The sequence below is a fragment of the Lentzea alba genome (assembly GCF_047445655.1).
GTDB lineage: Bacteria > Actinomycetota > Actinomycetes > Mycobacteriales > Pseudonocardiaceae > Lentzea > Lentzea alba_A.
Map to the genome: position 1 here is coordinate 47,840 of NZ_JAJAEG010000035.1, position 16,977 is coordinate 64,816.

The 16,977-nt window shown below is 68.0% G+C and carries 17 protein-coding genes and 1 other RNA gene; 11 read left to right on the forward strand and 7 right to left on the reverse strand.

Features of this window, described 5'->3' with window-relative positions; translation table 11 throughout:
• Nucleotides 1-14: 14 nt before the first annotated feature.
• Together smpB and LFM09_RS40935 are read left to right on the forward strand one after the other, a co-directional pair.
• Nucleotides 15-491 carry an SsrA-binding protein SmpB gene (gene smpB / locus LFM09_RS40930; RefSeq protein ID WP_414102025.1) on the forward strand — a complete coding sequence of 159 codons (477 nt, stop codon included), beginning with the start codon at nt 15-17 and terminating at the stop codon, nt 489-491.
• Complete coding sequence (locus LFM09_RS40935) at nt 491-1,318, forward strand: amidohydrolase family protein (RefSeq protein WP_414102026.1); 828 nt, start codon at nt 491-493, stop codon at nt 1,316-1,318. Before smpB ends, LFM09_RS40935 begins: the two co-directional genes overlap by 1 nt.
• On the opposite strand, the gene LFM09_RS40940 is transcribed toward LFM09_RS40935, so the two are convergent.
• Nucleotides 1,303-1,944 carry a response regulator gene (locus LFM09_RS40940; protein WP_414102027.1) on the reverse strand — a complete coding sequence of 214 codons (642 nt, stop codon included), beginning with the start codon at nt 1,942-1,944 and terminating at the stop codon, nt 1,303-1,305. The two genes, LFM09_RS40935 and LFM09_RS40940, sit on opposite strands and share 16 nt — an antisense overlap.
• Complete coding sequence (locus tag LFM09_RS40945) at nt 1,932-3,170, reverse strand: sensor histidine kinase (protein ID WP_414102028.1); 1,239 nt, start codon at nt 3,168-3,170, stop codon at nt 1,932-1,934. Before LFM09_RS40945 ends, LFM09_RS40940 begins: the two co-directional genes overlap by 13 nt.
• Nucleotides 3,171-3,291: 121 nt before the next feature.
• Here LFM09_RS40945 and ssrA point away from each other — a divergent pair.
• From ssrA to LFM09_RS40970, 5 genes are all read left to right on the forward strand, one after another.
• Nucleotides 3,292-3,669, forward strand: a transfer-messenger RNA (tmRNA) gene (gene ssrA / locus LFM09_RS40950).
• Nucleotides 3,670-3,829: 160 nt separating this feature from the next.
• Complete coding sequence (locus tag LFM09_RS40955) at nt 3,830-4,780, forward strand: GlxA family transcriptional regulator (RefSeq protein ID WP_414102029.1); 951 nt, start codon at nt 3,830-3,832, stop codon at nt 4,778-4,780.
• 163 nt (nt 4,781-4,943) lie between these two features.
• Nucleotides 4,944-5,471 carry an HD domain-containing protein gene (locus LFM09_RS40960; RefSeq protein ID WP_414102030.1) on the forward strand — a complete coding sequence of 176 codons (528 nt, stop codon included), beginning with the start codon at nt 4,944-4,946 and terminating at the stop codon, nt 5,469-5,471.
• 26 nt (nt 5,472-5,497) lie between these two features.
• The gene (locus LFM09_RS40965) at nt 5,498-5,848 is read left to right on the forward strand and encodes an alcohol dehydrogenase catalytic domain-containing protein (RefSeq protein WP_414102031.1); all 351 of its coding nucleotides are present in this window, start codon (nt 5,498-5,500) and stop codon (nt 5,846-5,848) included.
• Entirely contained in the window at nt 5,776-6,303 is a 528-nt protein-coding gene (locus tag LFM09_RS40970; RefSeq protein ID WP_414102032.1) for a zinc-binding dehydrogenase, read from the forward strand. The genes LFM09_RS40965 and LFM09_RS40970 overlap by 73 nt, the downstream gene beginning before the upstream one ends.
• Here LFM09_RS40970 and LFM09_RS40975 read toward each other — a convergent pair.
• Entirely contained in the window at nt 6,287-7,204 is a 918-nt protein-coding gene (locus LFM09_RS40975; RefSeq protein ID WP_414102033.1) for a saccharopine dehydrogenase, read from the reverse strand. The genes LFM09_RS40970 and LFM09_RS40975 overlap by 17 nt on opposite strands.
• Before the next feature lie 53 nt (nt 7,205-7,257).
• On the opposite strand from LFM09_RS40975, the gene LFM09_RS40980 reads away from it, so the two are divergent.
• Genes LFM09_RS40980 through menC form a run of 4 tightly spaced genes read left to right on the forward strand, consistent with a single transcriptional unit; the run spans nt 7,258 to nt 11,440 of the window.
• Entirely contained in the window at nt 7,258-8,205 is a 948-nt protein-coding gene (locus LFM09_RS40980; RefSeq protein WP_414102074.1) for a helix-turn-helix domain-containing protein, read from the forward strand.
• A gap of 25 nt (nt 8,206-8,230) precedes the next feature.
• Nucleotides 8,231-9,643: an amino acid permease gene (locus LFM09_RS40985; RefSeq protein ID WP_414102034.1), complete on the forward strand. Its 1,413-nt coding sequence runs from the start codon at nt 8,231-8,233 to the stop codon at nt 9,641-9,643.
• Complete coding sequence (locus LFM09_RS40990) at nt 9,621-10,340, forward strand: hypothetical protein (RefSeq protein ID WP_414102035.1); 720 nt, start codon at nt 9,621-9,623, stop codon at nt 10,338-10,340. The genes LFM09_RS40985 and LFM09_RS40990 overlap by 23 nt, the downstream gene beginning before the upstream one ends.
• Nucleotides 10,337-11,440: an o-succinylbenzoate synthase gene (menC, locus tag LFM09_RS40995; RefSeq protein ID WP_414102036.1), complete on the forward strand. Its 1,104-nt coding sequence runs from the start codon at nt 10,337-10,339 to the stop codon at nt 11,438-11,440. Before LFM09_RS40990 ends, menC begins: the two co-directional genes overlap by 4 nt.
• Here the strand turns inward: menC and LFM09_RS41000 are convergent.
• Genes LFM09_RS41000 through hrpB form a run of 4 tightly spaced genes read right to left on the reverse strand, consistent with a single transcriptional unit; the run spans nt 11,425 to nt 16,955 of the window.
• Nucleotides 11,425-12,027, reverse strand: a complete 603-nt coding sequence (locus LFM09_RS41000) for a hypothetical protein (RefSeq protein ID WP_414102037.1) — start codon at nt 12,025-12,027, stop codon at nt 11,425-11,427. The two genes, menC and LFM09_RS41000, sit on opposite strands and share 16 nt — an antisense overlap.
• A complete protein-coding gene (locus LFM09_RS41005; RefSeq protein WP_414102038.1) occupies nt 12,024-13,106 on the reverse strand; it encodes a macrolide family glycosyltransferase in 1,083 nt (360 codons plus the stop codon). The genes LFM09_RS41000 and LFM09_RS41005 overlap by 4 nt, the downstream gene beginning before the upstream one ends.
• Before the next feature lie 25 nt (nt 13,107-13,131).
• Nucleotides 13,132-14,652, reverse strand: a complete 1,521-nt coding sequence (locus LFM09_RS41010; protein WP_414102039.1) for a GMC oxidoreductase — start codon at nt 14,650-14,652, stop codon at nt 13,132-13,134.
• Between the two features lie 35 nt (nt 14,653-14,687).
• Nucleotides 14,688-16,955 carry an ATP-dependent helicase HrpB gene (gene hrpB / locus LFM09_RS41015; RefSeq protein ID WP_414102040.1) on the reverse strand — a complete coding sequence of 756 codons (2,268 nt, stop codon included), beginning with the start codon at nt 16,953-16,955 and terminating at the stop codon, nt 14,688-14,690.
• Between the last annotated feature and the right edge of the window lie 22 nt (nt 16,956-16,977).

Here is a 16,977-nt window from a genome sequence, read left to right on the forward strand (position 1 = left end):
GTAGAGTTGTCGTCATGGTCAAGGAACGCGGGCAGAAGGTCATCGCGTCGAACCGCAAGGCTCGGCACGACTGGACCATTCTGGACACCTACGAGGCCGGCATTCAGCTCGTCGGTACCGAGGTGAAGAGCCTGCGCATGGGACGGGCGTCCCTGGTGGACGCCTTCGCCCAGGTCGACGACGGCGAGATCTGGTTGCACGCGCTGCACATCCCGGAGTACGTCGCGGGGACGTGGACGAACCACGAGGTCCGGCGCAAGCGGAAGCTCTTGCTGCACAAAGCGGAGATCGAGCGGCTGATCGGCAAGACCAAGGAGTCCGGTCTGTCGCTCGTGCCGCTGCAGATGTACTTCAAGGACGGCTACGTCAAGGTCGAGATCGCCCTCGCGAAGGGCAAGAAGTCCTACGACAAGCGCCAGGACCTCGCCAAGCGCGACGCGAACCGCGAGATCGCCAAGGCGCACGGACGGGCGTTGAAGGGCCGTTACTGATGGCACTGGTGGACGTCCACGTCCACTTCATGCCGCAGAACGTCCTGGACAAGGTCTGGGGCTACTTCGACCGCGTCCGCGAGTCCGGCCTCGACTGGTACATCCAGTACCGCACCGACGAAGACGCCCGGCTCAGCGCGTTGCGCGAGCTGGGCGTCACGGCGTTCGCACCGTTGCTGTACCCGCACAGGGCGGGCATGGCGGAGTGGTTGAACGAGTGGGTCCGCGATTTCGCCTCCCGCGTGCCCGAGGCCGTGCCGACCGGCACGTTCTTCGCCGAACCGGGTGCGGACGTGTACGTGCGCAAGGCGTTGGAAGCCGGTGTGCGGTGCTTCAAGTCGCACGTCCAGGTCGGCGGGTACGACCCGCGTGACGAGCTGCTGGACGGCGTGTGGGGCCAGCTGGCCGAGGCGGGTGTGCCGGTGGTGACGCACGTCGCCGAAGGGCCCGAGCCCGGCAACTTCACCGGGCTGCCGATCTTCGAAGAGGTGCTCAAGAAGCATCCGCGGCTGACGGCGGTCATCGCGCACGCGGGCATGCCCGACTACATGGGCGCGTTGGACCTGGTGGAGCGGTACCCGAACGTGCACATCGACACCACGATGATCGGTGTTCCGTTCAGCGAACGGATGTGGCCACTGCCCGACGGCTGGGTCCAGCGCGTCGCCGGGCTGGTGGACCGGGTGGTGCTGGGCACCGACTTCCCGAACATCCCGTACCCCTACGAGGTGCAGCTCGACGCCATTCGCGGGTGGGATCTCGGCGCCGCCGCCGAGCAGGCGATCCTGCACGACAACGGCGCCCGCCTGCTTCAGCTGTCCAGGTAGGCCAGGACGGCGCGCACGCGTCGGTGCTCCGAGTTGGACGGTTCCAGGCCGAGCTTCGCGAAGATGTTGCCGACGTGCTTCTCCACGGCGCCGTCGGACACCACGAGCGTGGCGGCGATGGCCGTGTTGGACAGTCCCTGTGCCATCAGCCCGAGCACCTCGCGTTCGCGGGGCGTCAACGAGTCGACGGGGCTCTTCTTGCTGCGCACCATGAGCTGCGTGATCACCTCGTGGTCGATGCTCGTGCCGCCGTCAGCGACCCTGCGCACCGCGTCGACGAACTCCTTCACGTCCGCGACCCGCTCCTTGAGCAGGTAGCCGACCCCGCTCGCACCGCCCGCGAGGAGCTCCACGGCATAGCGCTCCTCGACGTACTGCGACAGCACCAGCACCGGCAGTCCGGGGTAACGGCTGCGGCACTCGATGGCGGCCCGCAGCCCCTCGTCCGTGAACGTCGGCGGCATCCGCACGTCCACCACGCACAGGTCCGGCCGGTGCTCGGTCACGGCGTCCAGCAGGTCGTCGCCGTTCTCCACTGCCGCAACGGTTTCGATGCCCTCGTCGGCGAGCAACCGCTGCACGCCCTCCCTCAGCAGCACCGAGTCCTCGGCGATCACCACACGCACGGCAACTCCGCTCGAATAACGGTCGGCCCACCAACGGGGCTGACGACGACAACCACACCGTCGATCGTGGCGGCCCGGTCCGCGAGGCCGGCGAGCCCGCCACCCGGCTTCAGCTCGGCGCCGCCCTGACCGTTGTCGGTGACCTCGACCAGCACTCCGGTGTCGACCCTGTTGACCCGCACGGTCGCCTTGGTGCCGTTGGAGTGCTTGGTGATGTTCGTGAGCGCCTCGCCGACGGTGAAGTACGCGGCGCTCTCCACCGCTGTCGGCGGACGCGGTTCGACGTTGACCTGGAGGTCCACCTCGATCGGAACGCGCGCGGCCAACGCCGAGAGCGCGGCGTCGAGACCGCGGTCGCCGAGCACGGACGGGTAGATGCCCCGTGCCAGGTCGCGCAGTTCCTTGATGGCGAGCTTCGCGTCCGCGTGCGCCTCCGCGATGAGCGCCGCCGCCCCCTCCGGATCGGAGTCCATTTTGGACTTCGCCCGGCCCAGGCCCATCGCCACCGCGACAAGTCGCTGCTGCGCGCCGTCGTGCAGGTCGCGTTCGATGCGCCGGCGCTCGGCCTCGGCCGCCTCGACACCGCGGGCCCGGCTCGACTGCAGCCGCTCCGCCTCGATCGCCAGCTCGTCGGCCCTGGTCGGCCCGAGCATGGCGCGCGCGAACCTGCCGTGCAACGCACCCAGCGACCTCGTGCCCATCAAGGCGAACGGGATCAGCGCCAGCCCGATCGCCGACACCGGCAACGCCGAGTAGAACGAGTCGATCGTCCAGAACTCGCCCACGATCACCGCGAACGGCGCCTCGCCGATCCAGAACGGCACGGCGATGAACGCGGCCACCACCGACCACATCGTGACGACGGTCGCGAACTCCGCGATCCCCACCGGCATCAACAGCGCCAGATAGCTGAAATCACGCCACGTCGCGGGGTCGGTGAACTGGTGCTTCCACCGCACCAGCGGCGTGCCCTCGATCTTCGGCCGATACGGCCTGGGGATGTCCGTGCGCAACGCCGCCCTGACCCACGCCCGCTCCACCGTGGCCCCCGCGCGCATGACGTTCATCGCGAGCCACAGGATCGGCACACCCACCCAGAAGACGGACGTCGCGAACCCGACCACGACGAGCACGAGCGTGAGGGTGAACCAGAAGATGCCGGTCACCAGGTGGGTCAGCAGGTAGAACCCGGCTGCGAGCGCGTTCGGTTTCCTCATGCCGTCCATGGTGTCGTTCCCGCTGGTCAGGGACCATCTGGCCAGCTAGCCGGTCAGGGGTGGGGACAGCCCTACCTGCCTCGGGAAGAACTGGTTGGCCCCGGTCGTTATGCTATGCGTACCACTACAAGGGGGTGAACGGTTTCGACTGTGGACGTTGATTCAGGGGAAGCGTGCCGGTGCAGGCGAGAGACCACCGTTAAGCGTCATCGCAAACCAATAAGCGCCACGTCTAACGACAAGCGCACCGCGTACGCTCTCGCTGCCTGACAGCGGAGCTAGCGGTTGTCGACCTAGGAGTGCCTTCGGCCTAGTGTTCGGCATCAGCTAGAGGGCTTACCAGCAGTCACGGTCGCGGTGACTGTTCGGGAAACTCACAGCGACTGGGCCTGTCACATCAGCTCGTTCGCGTGACTGATGGGGTCAAGTAGAGGCAGAGCGGACTGCGCACGGAGAAGCCCTGATGAACCGCCACAGGACCCGGGTTCGATTCCCGGCACCTCCACTCGGCCGAAGGCTGCTCGGTGGCGCTTCGCGCCACCTTCGCCGGCTCGTTCCGGGTGTTTTCTGGGGGCCAAGCCCCCAGACCCCAGCCGGGGGCAAGCCCCCGGACCCCCAGCCCGCCTCGTTGCTTCGCAACTTGGCGGGCTTTCCTGTTGGGTGGGCCTGTGCGTAGCGTCGTCTTTCTCGTGTTCGACGGGATGAAGATGCTGGACGTGACTGGGCCTGCAGAGGTGTTTGCCGAGGCCAACGCTGCTGGCGCCGAGTACGTGATCAGCTACGTGTCGCCCTCAGGCGAACCGGTCACGACATCTGTGGGGATTCGTCTGCCCGTATACGGCACATCCGCCGAGGTCGTCGATCCGGACACCGTGGTCGTCTCCGGTGGCGACGCACTTGTCCATCAACCTGTGCCCGCTGACTTGGTCGAGGCCATTCGCCACCTGCATCCGCGTGCGCGCAGGCTGGTGTCGATTTGCACCGGGTCGTTCGCGTTGGCTGCGGCTGGGGTGTTGAGCGGGCGGCGGGCCACCACCCATTGGCAGCCTGCGCCGCTGCTGGCTCGGGCCTACCCGGATGTCGAGGTGTTGCCGGACGCGTTGTTCGTCGAGGACCGCGGGGTGTTCACGTCAGCCGGGGTTTCGGCGGGGATGGACCTGGCACTTGCGCTCGTCGAGCAGGACTACGGGGCTGACCTGGCGCGGACGGTGGCGCGCAGCCTGGTGATGTTCATGCAGCGGCCCGGTGGGCAGTCGCAGTTCTCGGCGCCGTTGGAGATCAGGAGGCCGCGCACACCCGCGTTGCGTGAGGTGGTGGACCTGGTGTCGGCGCAGCCCGCGCTGGACCACAGCGCGCGGTCGTTGGCTGCGCGGGTGGGGGTCAGCTCGCGGCACCTGGCCAGGCTGTTCGCGAGCGAGTTGGACACCACGCCTGCTCGGTTCGTGGAGCAGGTGAGGCTCGATCACGCCAAGGCGCTGCTGGACGCCGGGCACGGGGTGGCGCAGACGGCTCGGCTGGCGGGTTTTGGCAGTTCAGAGACGATGCGTCGGGTGTTCGTGGCTCGGATTGGGGCGTCGCCCAGCGAGTATCGGGCTCGCATGTCCACATCTGTGGGGTAGCGGTCTGGTTTGACAGTGGGAAGTGGCCGGTGATCGGTCGAGCATTGGCTCATGGCTGAGGTTGTTGCTGGTGTGACGGTTCCTGACTCCGAGATGGCGCGGGCGGCTACGGCGTTGGTTCGGAAGGTCGCGGTATGACACGTTGTTCCATCACTCGCGGCGGGTGTTCTTGTGGGGCGCGTTGAAGGCCGCCCAGCGCGGGTTGGACGTGGATCTGGAGCTCGCGTATGTGGGTGGGCTGTTCCACGACCTCGGGCTGACTGAGTCCTACGCGTCGAAAGACCTGCGGTTCGAGATTGATGGGGCTGAGGCTGCTCGGCTCTTCTTGTTGGAGCACGGGCGGTCTGAGGCTGAGGCGCGCAACGTTTGGTTGGCGATCGCGTTGCACACGACGCCTGAGGTGAACGAGCACCTGTCGCCCGAGGTTGCCGCGGTGGCGTTGGGGGTCAAGACCGATGTGCTCGGAGTCGGGCTGGACGAGCTGAGCGACGAGCAGCGCGCAGAGGTCGTGGCGGCGCATCCCAGGCCGGATTTCAAGAGCCGGATCTTGAGGGCGTTCTACGACGGCATGGCGCATCGGCCGGAAACGACGTTCGGGACGATGAACGACGACGTGCTGGCGCACTTCGACCCGGAATTTCAGCGGACGGACTTCGTTGACCTGATCAAGGGCAGTGCTTGGCCGGAGTGAGTTGGTCAGTGGGTCTGGGGGACTCGATGCGGGCTGTGCGGACGGCGGAGTTGCAGGTCGTTCACGTGCCGGAGGCGGTTGCCGGGCCGGGTGAAGTGCTGGTCAGGACGGTTGCGACCAGCATCAACCCGGTTGACGACAAGACCGCGCAGAGTGTCTTCGGTGAGGTCGGGGAGCTCGGGTGGGACCTTGCCGGGGTTGTCGTCGAGGGTGCGGGGGAGTTCAAGGCCGGAGATCGGGTTGTGGCGATGTCGCACCAGCTCAGCACTGGTCGGGGACCTGGGCCGAGCTGGTGGCGTTGCCGGTGGAGTTGGTCGCGCCGGCGCCGGAGACGTGCAGTTTCGTGGAGGCGGCGACGTTGCCGTTGGCCGGGATGACCGCGTTGCAGGCGTTGGAGTGGCTCCAACTCGAAGCCGGCGAGAGGTTGCTGGTTGCGGGTGGCGGTGGGGCTGTCGGAGGTCTGGCGGTGCAGCTGGCGCGGGCGCGGGGTGTGCAGGTCGACGTGTTGACCAGGGAAGAACCTGAGATCGACGGTGAGTACGACGCTGTGTTCGACACGTATGGCGCGTTTGTCGTTGACGCGGTGGTTGAGGGCGGGCGGTACGCGTCGATTGCTTCGCAAGCCGGTCCTGTGCCGGTCAGGGACGGGGTGCGGACCACGAACATCGAGGTTCGTGAGGACGGGGTTGCCCTGCGGGAGTTGGTTCGGCTGGTTGACGACGGTGTGCTCCAACTCCGAATCGACTCGACGTTCGCTGTTCGGGACGTTCGGGCCGCGCACGAGCGGTTTCGGCGGGGTGGGCTGGGCGGCAAGGTCACACTGGTGTTTTGAGGTGGGCGGAGAGGGCGTCCAGGAAGTCGGCGGCGTCGAACATCGCGCCCGCTGAGGCGACGCCGGTGACCTTTGAGCGGCCGGTTAACAGGCGGTCGACGGCCTCTACGGCCAGAGGGGCGCTTACGGCGTAGATGTCGCGGCCGGCGATGGTCATGCGGCGTTCCTCGGTGCCCTTGCGCACGCGGACGTCCACCTCGAAGGTTTCGGGCTCTGCGCGGTCGGCGGCATCGCTGAGGCCTCGGGCCGCGGTGGTCGACATGTAGGAGGTCACCGACGGGATCTGCAGGTGGCTCGGGATCGTGACGATGTCCGCCATCGAGAACTCGCCGATGACCTCGCGGGGGCCGTTGGGGAAGTCCCACGATGAGGTCGGTGGGGTGTCGGAGTGGTACTGCAGTGCGCCGTCGCGGAAGCGGACTCGCTGGCCGTTGCGGCGTTCGCGGGAGATCGTGCCGGCGGCGAGGGTGCCGGCGGTGGGCTGCCAGCCGCTCAGGCCGTAGGCGATGTGGGCGGAGTCGGCGGTGGACCAGTCGGCCATCGCGGCGGTGACCAGCAGGTCTGCCAGGCCGCCGAAGAACGCCATGGCGGGTACGACCGGGATTGAGGCGCCGCGGGCGAACGTGTCGGCGTTGGCCTCGATCTCGGCGGCCACGTCCACGTAGGGGATGCCGGCGCGTTCGGCGGCGGAGATCAGCGGACCCGCAGTCACCGCGAACGGGCCGGCCGTGTTGATCACTGCGGCAGCGCCGGTCAGTGCGCGGTCAAGGGCGTGCGGGTCGTCTGCCGTTGCCTGGGCGCGGCCGAACGGGAGTGGTTCGAAGCCGCGCTTTTCCAGCTCTGCCAACACAAAGCGTCCGGTGTGGCCGGAGGCGCCGTAGACTGCGATCTGGTGTCCCATGTGGACCATTCAACGGTCGCGAGCGAGAACGGGCTAGTGTCTGGAACGACATGATGCGTACAGTTTCGGACATGCTTGTGTTCGCTGTGACCGACGGGATGCTGCACTTCGAGCTGACCGCGACGTACGAGATCTTCACCGCCCCGCAGCTCGACTACGAGGTCAAGATCTGCGGCAACGCGCCCATGAGGGTCGGGCGGTTCACGGTCGAGCCGGACATGACCCTTGACCAGCTCGAACGTGCCGGCACGGTGATCGTGCCGGCCATCGCGGACGTGGACGAGCCGATCGACTTGGAGCTCGTCCAAGCCGTCCGGGCGGCCCACCAGAAGGGGGCGCGGATCGTGTCGTTGTGCACGGGGGCGTTCGTGCTGGCGGAGGCCGGGTTGCTGGACGGCCTGAGGGCGACGACGCACTGGGCGCACACGGACGTGCTGGCGCAGCGGTATCCGCGGGTGGAAGTGGATCCGGATGTGCTCTACGTGGACAACGGTCAGGTGCTGACCAGCGCGGGGAAAGCGGCGGCGATCGATCTGAGCCTGCACCTGATTCGTGGTGATCATGGGACGGCGACGGCGAACACGGCGGCGCGGCGGCTGGTCGTGCCGCCGCATCGGGACGGCGGGCAGGCGCAGTTCGTGCTGGCGCCGGTGCCGTCCGAGGAGGGGCATCAGCTGACCGAGTTGTTCGGGTGGGCGAGTACGCGGCTCGACCAGACGTTGACCGTGGAGGACCTGGCGCGGCAGGCGAACATGAGCTCGCGGCATCTCGCGCGGCTGTTCAAGGCGGTCACGGGCACCACGCCGCTGCAGTGGCTGCACATCCAGCGGATCCGGCGGGCGCAGGAGCTGCTGGAGATGACGGACGACAGCGTGGACCAGATCGCCGAGGCGTCCGGGATGGGGACCGCCACGACGTTGCGCCGGCACTTCCACCGAACGGTCGGTGTGCCACCGGACACATACCGACGCACGTTCCGCCCGGTTGGTGGCCGCCAATAACTGACTCACCGGTTAGGTTGTCCGGATGAGCAACGAACAGCGCATCGGGGCGCGGGTGTTGCGGCGCAAGCCGATCGATCAGCTGACCCATCCGGACAGCGGGATGCACCGCACCCTCGGGGTCGGCCACCTCACGATGATCAGCATCGGTGCCACCCTCGGCACCGGCATCTTCGTCGTGCTGGGCGAGGCGGTGCCGCTGGCAGGCCCGGCGATTGTGCTGTCGTTCGTGCTCGCGGGCATCACCGCGTTGTTCTCCGCGCTGTCGTACGCCGAACTGGCGGGCCTCATCCCGGCGTCCGGTTCCTCGTACTCCTACACCTACGCCACGCTCGGCGAGATCGTCGCGTGGGTCTGCGGCTGGTGTCTCGTGCTCGAGTACGGCGTGTCGGTCGCGGCCGTCGCGGTCGGGTGGGGCCAGTACGTCAACGAGCTGCTGCACCTCGTGACGGGGCTGCGGATTCCGGACGCGTTCAGCCAGCCGCCCGGTGACGGCGGGATCATCAACATCCCGGCCGTGCTGGTCGTGGTGATCTCGATGCTGGTGCTGCTCGGCGGCGCCAAGGGCAGCGCGCGCACGAACACGATCCTGGTCTACGTGAAGGTCGGCGCGCTGCTGATGTTCTGCGCGGTGGCGTTCACCGCTTTGAAGGCGGGCAACCTGCAGCCGTTGTTCCCGCTCGGCCTGGCCGGCATGAGCGCCGGTGCGGCGACGCTCTTCTTCTCCTACATCGGTTTCGACGCCGCGTCGACGGCCGGTGAGGAAGCCAAGAACCCGCAGCGCGACCTGCCGCGCGCGATCATCATCTCGCTGGTCGTCATCACCGCGCTGTACTGCGCGGTCGCGCTGGCGGCGGTCGGTGCGATGCCGTGGCAGACGTTCGAGGGCACCGAGGCGGCGCTCAGCCGGGTGCTGACCGACAACGTCAGCGGCTCGATCTGGCCGATCCTGCTGTCGATCGGCGCGGTCGTCGCCACGACCTCGGTGGTGTTGACCGTCCTCTACGGACAGACGCGCATCCTGTACGCCATGTCGCGGGACGGACTGGTGCCGTCGGTCTTCGCGAGGCTCAGCCCGAAGACCGGTGTGCCGTTCGTGAACACGATCGTCGTCGGCCTGTTCATCGCGGTGCTGGCGGCGCTGGTGCCGTTGGGTGCGCTGGCCGACGCGACGAGCATCGGCACGCTGTTCGCGTTCGCGCTGGTCAACATCGCGGTGATCATCCTGCGGCGCACCGAGCCGGACCGGCAGCGCAGCTTCCGGGTGCCGTTCTCACCGGTCACGCCGCTGCTGGGGCTGGCGTTCTGCCTCTACATGATGTTCAGCCTCGGCCTCGACACGTGGATCGCGTTCCTCGCCTGGATGGTCCTCGGCTTCGTCATCTACTTCGGTTACAGCGTGAGGAAGGCTCGCCTTGCGGTTCCAGGTGATCAGTGACGTTCCCGGCATCGCCCGCGTCGCCGCGTACTACGCCGAGGTCTGGGAGACGACCGAGGACGTGCTGTCCACGGAGACGTTGCACTGCATCCGGCACGCGGGCGGCGCGACCATCGGGGCGTTCGACGGCGACGAGCTCGTCGGAGCCACGACCGGGCTCTTCTGCCCGGACGGGTCGGTGTACTCGATGATCGCGGCGGCGCGGGCCGGTGTCGGGCACTCGTTGAAGCTCGCGCAGAAGGACTGGGCGGTCGGGCTCGGCGCGAAGTCGATGCGGTGGACCTACGACCCGCTGGTGTCGCGCAACGCCCGGTTCAACCTGGTCAAGCTCGGCGCGGTCGTCACCGAGTACACAGTGGACTTCTACGGGCCCATGCGCGACGGCGTGAACGACGGCGACGAGAGCGACCGGCTGACCGTGCAGTGGGATCTCACCGGGGCTCGTGAACCGCACGAGTCGGTGCCCGCCGGTGAGGTCACGGCGACGGCACCGGACGGGGAACCGTTGGCGCGCACCGACGGCGAGCGGATCTGGTGCCGGGTGCCGCGTGACGTCGTGCAGGTGCGCAAGGAGTCCGCCGACCTGGCGCTGGAGTGGCGGAGGGCGGTGCGCGGCGTGTTCGTCGACGCCTTCTCCCGAGGTTGTGTGGCGACGTCGATGTCGCGTGACGGTTGGTACGAGTTGGAGCGCCGGTGAAGATCGAACGCGTAGAGCTGCTGCACGTCGCGATTCCGCTGGTCTCGCCGTTCCGCACGTCGTTCGGGACGATGACGACCAAGGACACGTTCCTGCTGCGGGTCGTGACGGACGCGGCTGAGGGCTGGTCGGAGTTCGCGGCCGACCCGGAACCGTTGTACTGCTCGGAGTTCGTCGGTGCCGCGGAGCTGGTGCTGGACCAGCACCTCGTGCCGCGGGTGATGCCCGAGGTGACGGCCGCGGAGGTCGCACACCGGACCGAGGCGGTCAAGGGCCACAAGCTCGCCAAGGCCACACTGGAGACCGCGATCCTGGACGCCGAGCTGCGGTCGTACGGGATGTCGATCGGGACCTACCTGGGTGCCACGGCAGATCGCGTACCGGCCGGTGTCTCGGTGGGGATCAAGAACTCGATCGCCGAGCTGCTGGCCGACGTCGAGGGCTACCTGGCCGAGGGATACGCCCGGATCAAGCTCAAGATCGAACCGGGCTGGGACGTCGAACCGGTGCGGGCCGTGCGCGAGCGGTTCGGGGACGTCCTGCTGCAGGTGGACGCGAACACGGCGTACACGCTGGCCGACGCCGAGCACCTGCGCCGGCTCGACGAGTTCGACCTGCTGCTGATGGAACAGCCGCTGGAAGAGGACGACATCCGCGGGCACGCGCTGCTCGCCCAGCGGATCCGCACGCCGATCTGCCTGGACGAGTCGATCACCTCGGCGAAGGACGCGGCGACGGCGATCGCGCTGGACGCGTGCCGGGTGATCAACATCAAGCCCGCGCGGGTCGGCGGCTACCTGGAGGCGCGGCGGATCCACGACGTCGCGGTGGCGCACGGGATTCCGGTGTGGTGTGGCGGAATGCTCGAGACCGGCATCGGGCGCGGGCCGAACCTCGCGCTGGCCGCTCTGCCCGGGTTCGTGCTGCCGGGCGACGTGTCCGCGTCGTGCCGGTACTTCGCGGAGGACGTCACCGAGCCGTTCGAGCTCAAGGACGGGTTCATGCACGTGCCGACCGGGCCGGGCATCGGGATCGACCCGATCCCGGAGACGCTGAAGCGTTTCACGACCGCGGTGAAGGTCCTCTACGCCAAGGACTGAAGCTCGCGGGCGAGGTTGACCCGCGCGGAGGCGTCCCACAGCTCCCGCGCGGGTTCCGTCACGTACAGGTCCTCGCGGTCGAGCAGCGTCTTCAGCACGTGGGTGCGGCCCGCACGCCACTGGTCGTCGTCGTACTGCGCGTACTCCTGGCGCACGGCCTGGCTGTAGCGGTCGTAGTGCGCCGGTTCCGCGCCGAGGATGGCGAGGTCGGCGTCGAGCAGCACGTGCGCGAGCGGGTCGTCGGACGAGTGCGTGATCGTGGCCAGCACCAACGACTCCACGCGGGCGATGTGTGCTTCTTCCAGGCCCGTCAGGCGTTCGCGTGCCCAGGCGGCGGACGCGCGTTCGTCCTCGCCGGGTTTGCTGTCGTAGATCACGTCGTGCGCACAGGCGGCCAGCGTGAGGATCGCGCGCTCCGCCGTCGTGAACGAGAACGCGTCGGCCAGCGCCGCGGAGTCGCGGACGACGGCGGCCACGTGGAAGGTGTTGTGATACCTCCGGTGCGGCTCGGCATAGCGCTCCATCAGGTCACCCGAGTCGGGTGCGCCGCCGAGCGTGCGGACCGCGTCGTCCCAGATCCGTCTCACCGCGCCAGTTCCTCCTCGACCACGTCCGCGGCGAACGTGCTGCCGCCCGCCCGGTGAATCATGCGCTGCATGTCCTTCACCCGCGCGGAAATCGCGGAATCCGACATCAGCTGACCCACCAACGAGCGCACGCTCTCCTCGGTCACGCTGTCGAGCAGCACGCCCAGACCGAGCTCCTCGACGCGCTGGCCGTTGAGGCGCTGGTCGGTCATGCGCGGCACGACGATCATGGGAACACCGTGGTGGAGGGCCTCCATCACGCCGCCGAGGCCGCCGTGCGTGATGAACACGCTCGCGTGCTCCAGCACCTTGAGCTGCGGAACGTCGTCGTGAGCCTCGACGTTCGGCGAGGGGTTCGAGACCTTGCCCTTCGCGACCAGGTGCCACGGCATGCCGTGGGCCGCGTCTGCGCACGTCTGCGCGTCGATCGTGGCGAGCACGACAGGTGTGTCGTTCGGAGGCGTCCACGTGCCCTGGAACGCTCGCTCGGTCAGGCACGGACCGGTGAAGGCGAACCGCTCGTCGAACGTGTCGCCCTCGGGCTGGAACTCCCTGGCGAACAAGGCGATCCGGCGCCGCGTGCCCGCGACGAACTCCGGCAGCGCGCAGCCGACGAACTCCTGGACCCTGGTGAAGAACCGGATCGCCTCCAGGTCGAAAGTGCGCGCGGGCACGACCGCGGCGCCGAGCGACCAGTGCGAGTTGCTGGTCAGCAGGCTCTCCAGCAACAGGCTCGGAGCGCCCGTCCTGCGCGCGATCACGCCGCCGGCCCAGGCCGCGATGTCCCACAGCACGATGTCCGGCAGGTCCTGCCGGAACACGGCTTCGAGCAGCGGCAATGTCGACTCCGCCTCGACGAGTGCCAGCTGCGCGGCCTCGAAGAGCGACTCCGGCAGCTCGGCGGGAAGCGTTGTCCCGCAAGGGATCGCGGTCGCGCCGCACTCGGTCACGGCCTCGGCGAACGGGGCCGGGACCGGGCAGCTCACGCGATGGCCGCGGCGCACGAGCTCGGCGATCATCCCGAGCGCCGGGAGGACGTGTCCGCGCTCGGGCATGAGGAAGATCGCGATGTGCGCCATAGCTGAGATTAACGTTGTTCGATTCCTAATGGTTCAAATTGGTGGCGGTGATTCGACTCAAGTTCCGTTCCGCCAGCGCTGTGATCGTGACGAACGGGTTGGCGCCGATCGAGCCCGGGATCAGCGAGCTGTCCGTGACGTAGAGGTTGTCATAGCCCCTGACCCGGCCGTATTCGTCCGTTGCCCGGCCGAGCAGACAGCCGCCCAGCGGGTGATAGGTGAAGTCGTCGGTGAAAACTTTCCCGATTCCGAAGAGGTCGGGGCGATATGTAGTGAGGTTTGTTCGGTTGATCTCGTCGAAGACGCCCTTGACCGCGCGGATCGACGGTTTCATCTGTTCGCGTCGCCAGTCGAGGGTGATGCCGTCGGTTCGGCGGTCGTAGTGGAACGTGCCGCGCTCGGGGTTCTTCGTGATGGCGAGGTAGAGCGAGGCGAGGGTCTCGATGCCCGCGGGAACCGGCGCGATCTCGGCGAACACCTCGTGGTCCTGCCACGCGTCGATGGCGAGCACGGGCATGCCGGACTGCTGGAAGCCGCCGAGCATCGTGCGGGCGGTCATCACGTTGCCGTTCGGGCCCCAGCCGCGGCCGATCTCCTCGCTGAGGTTCGGCAGTTCGCCGTTCTCTCGGGCGCGCAGCAGTAGCTCGGTGGTGCCGAGGCTGCCGGCGCCGAGGAACAGGTGGCGGCAGCCGATCTCCTTGGTGGCCAGGAGTTCTCCGAACGGGTCGCGGTGCTCGACGGTGAGCAGGTAGCCGTTCGGTCGTTTCTGGATGCGTTTGACGTGGTGCAGCGTCTTGATGGTGACGTTGCCGGTCTGCAGCGCGTCGGCGAGATAGGTCTTGTCCAGGCTCATCTTGCCGTGGTTGTTGCCGTAGATGACCTCGCCGGCCAGCGCGGACTTCGGTTTGGTGCCACGGGCTTCGCCTTCCATGTGGGCGAAGTCGTAGACGTTCGGGATGACCTGGGTGCCGTAGCCGGCGTTCGCGGCCTGGCGGCGTGCCGTGCGGGCGTACTGGTACCAGCTCGTGGATTCCAGGAAGGCACTGCGGATCGTGTTGACCCTCAGCGTCTTGTTGGCCAGCGGGAAGAACGTCCCGTACATCTCGTCGGCGTCGACCTGTGGCAGCACCTCCTCGAAGTACTCGCGCTTCGGGGTGACGGCCATGCCGCCGTTGACCAGGCTGCCGCCGCCGACACCGCGACCGAGGTAGACGGACATCTCCTGGAAGTGGACCTTGTCGAGGACGCCGGCGTAGCGCTCGATCGGGCGGTTCACGAGCGGCAGGCCGAGCAGGGTTTCCAGCGGTGCCTCGGTGCAGTCCTTGAACCACATCGCGCGGCGGTCCGGGTTGAGCATGGAGCAGAAGACCTTGCCGTCGTGGGCCGGCTGATTCCAGAGCTGACCCATCTCCAGCATCGTGGTCTTGATGCCCTTTTGGCCGAGTCGCAGCGCGGCGACGGCGGCTCCGTAGCCGGTGCCGATGACGACGGCTTCGTTCGTGTCGGCCTTTGCGGTGCCGGTCGCCGTCATGGCCAGTGCCGTCATTCCCAGAAAACGGCGCCGCGATACCTGAAAACCCCTCATGTGCCCTTGCTGTAGGGCCGTTCGGGCCAGTGATGCTTCGGGTATCTGCCCTTCAGCTCGCTGCGCACCCGCAGGTAGCCGTTGCGCCAGAAGGACCTGAGATCGCTGGTCACGGCGGTCGGGCGGCCTGCGGGCGAGAGCAGGTGAACGACCACCGGAACTCCCGCGATCTGCGGCGTGTCGGCCCACTTCATGGCGTCCTGGATGCGGACGTGCAGGGCGGGCTGGTCCTGCGTGTAGTCGACCTTGCCCTGGCCGATGCGCTCCGGGGCGAGCTTGTCGAACTCCGCTGCCTCAGGCCACGGCAGCATGTTCCGCAGCAGCGTCGTCGTGTCGATTTTGGCCAGGTCGGAGCGTTTCTTCGCCTTGCCCAGGTCGATCGCGCGGATCAGGCTCTCGTCGTCGACGCTCGGCCAGTCGCGGGTCCGGTGCAGGAACGCCATGCGTTCGCGCAAGCGTTTGGCGGCGTCGGTCCACTTGAGCAGGCCGAGGCCTTCCTGTTCGAGGCCGAGGCGGAGTGCCTGCTGGGACTTGGCGAGGTCGTTGAGCGGGCGTTCGTCGAGGGTGATCGCGCCCAGCTTGCGGACGCTGTTCGCGATCACGTCGCCGTTCCAGCGGATGTCGTCTTCCGTGTGCACGAGGGCTTGGGCGGCTTCGACGGCGAGTTCCTCGTCGGCGGGAGCGGCGAGGCGGATGCGGCCGTGCTTGCTGCCCGGTTCGCGGTCTGCGATCGCGACCGCCAGCCACTTGGCGTGCGAGTTGTCGTGCTCGACAGCTGTGCCGTTGGCCATCAGGTAGACGTTGCTGTTCTTGGACCGGCGTTTCGCCAGCCGTTCCGGGTAGGCGAGCGCGACGACGAGCGCCGGGTCGCCGTTGCCGTCCGGGTTGGTACCGAGCTTTTCGAGCTTCTTGGCTTCCTTGCGCCACTTGCCGGGGGCCTTCAACGCGGTCGCCAGGTCGGTGGTGGACGGGTGGGAGCTGTCGTCCAGCAGTGCCACGACTTCGGCGGCGGTGCGGTTGCCCGCGAGTGCGCTGCCGTCGATGAGTGCGCGGCCCAGTCGTGGGTGCAGGCCGACGCTCGCGATGCGGTCACGACGTTCGGGGTCGTCGGCGCCGATCGCGTTGAGGGTTTCCTGGGCGGCTTTGAGCGCGCCCTCCGGTGGGGCGTCCCACCAGTTCAGGCCGGTGCCGTCCGGGGTGCCCCACACCGCCAGTTCCAGCGCGAGCCTGGTGAGGTCGGCTGTCTTGATCTCCGGTTCCGGGTAGCGGGGGAGCGTGGAGTGCTCGTGCTCCGGCCAGCAGCGGTAGACCCTTCCCGGGGCTTCTCGGCCGGCTCGTCCTGCGCGTTGCTCTGCCACGGCCTGGGAGACGCGGATCGTGGTGAGACCGGCGAGTCCTCGTCGGTGGTCGACTCTGGGGACTCGGGCCAGGCCTGCGTCGACGACCGCTCGCACGCCGGGGACGGTGAGGCTGGACTCGGCGATGCTGGTCGCGAGCACGACGCGTTGGTTGTCGCCGCGTTTCAGCGCGGCGTCCTGGGTCTGGGCGTTGAGCTGGCCGTGCAGGATGACCGTTTCGGCGCGGAGCAGGCTCGCGGTCCGGTTGATCTCTCTGACGCCGGGCAGGAACGCGAGCACGTCGCCGTCCACTTCGGACAGAGCTTTGTTGATGGCTCTGGCGACCGTGGTCTCGATGTGCTCGTTGCGTGTCGGCGGGACGTACGTGATCTCCGTCGGGTACATGCGGGACTCGGTGTGCAGTACCGGTGCGTTGAGCAGGTCGGAGAGTCGTTGTGCGGCAACGGTTGCTGACGTTGCGAGGAGTTTGAGGTCCGGGCGCAGACCTGCTTTGGAGTCCAGCAGGAGCGTGAGGAGGAGGTCTGCGTCGAGGTGGCGTTCGTGGCACTCGTCGAGCAGGACGGTGCCGACGCCCTTGAGCTCCTGGTCGTGCTGGAGTCTGCGGACGAGGAGTCCGCTGGTCACGACCTCGATCCGGGTGTGCTTGCTCGTCTTGCGGTCGCCTCGCACCGAATAGCCGACGGTGTGGCCCACGGGTTCGCCCAGGAGGCTCGCCATGCGTGCGGCGGCGGCTCGGGCGGCGATCCTTCTCGGTTCGGCGACGACGACCTTGCCGGGGAGCGCGAGCGGGACGAGCGTGGTCTTGCCCGTGCCCGGTGGCGCGACCAGTACGGCCGACCCGTTGTCCTCAAGGGTCTTGAGGAGTTCGGGGAGAACGGACTTCACGGGGAGATCGGGCAGGTGCACGTTGTTGAGTGTGTCAGGGTGG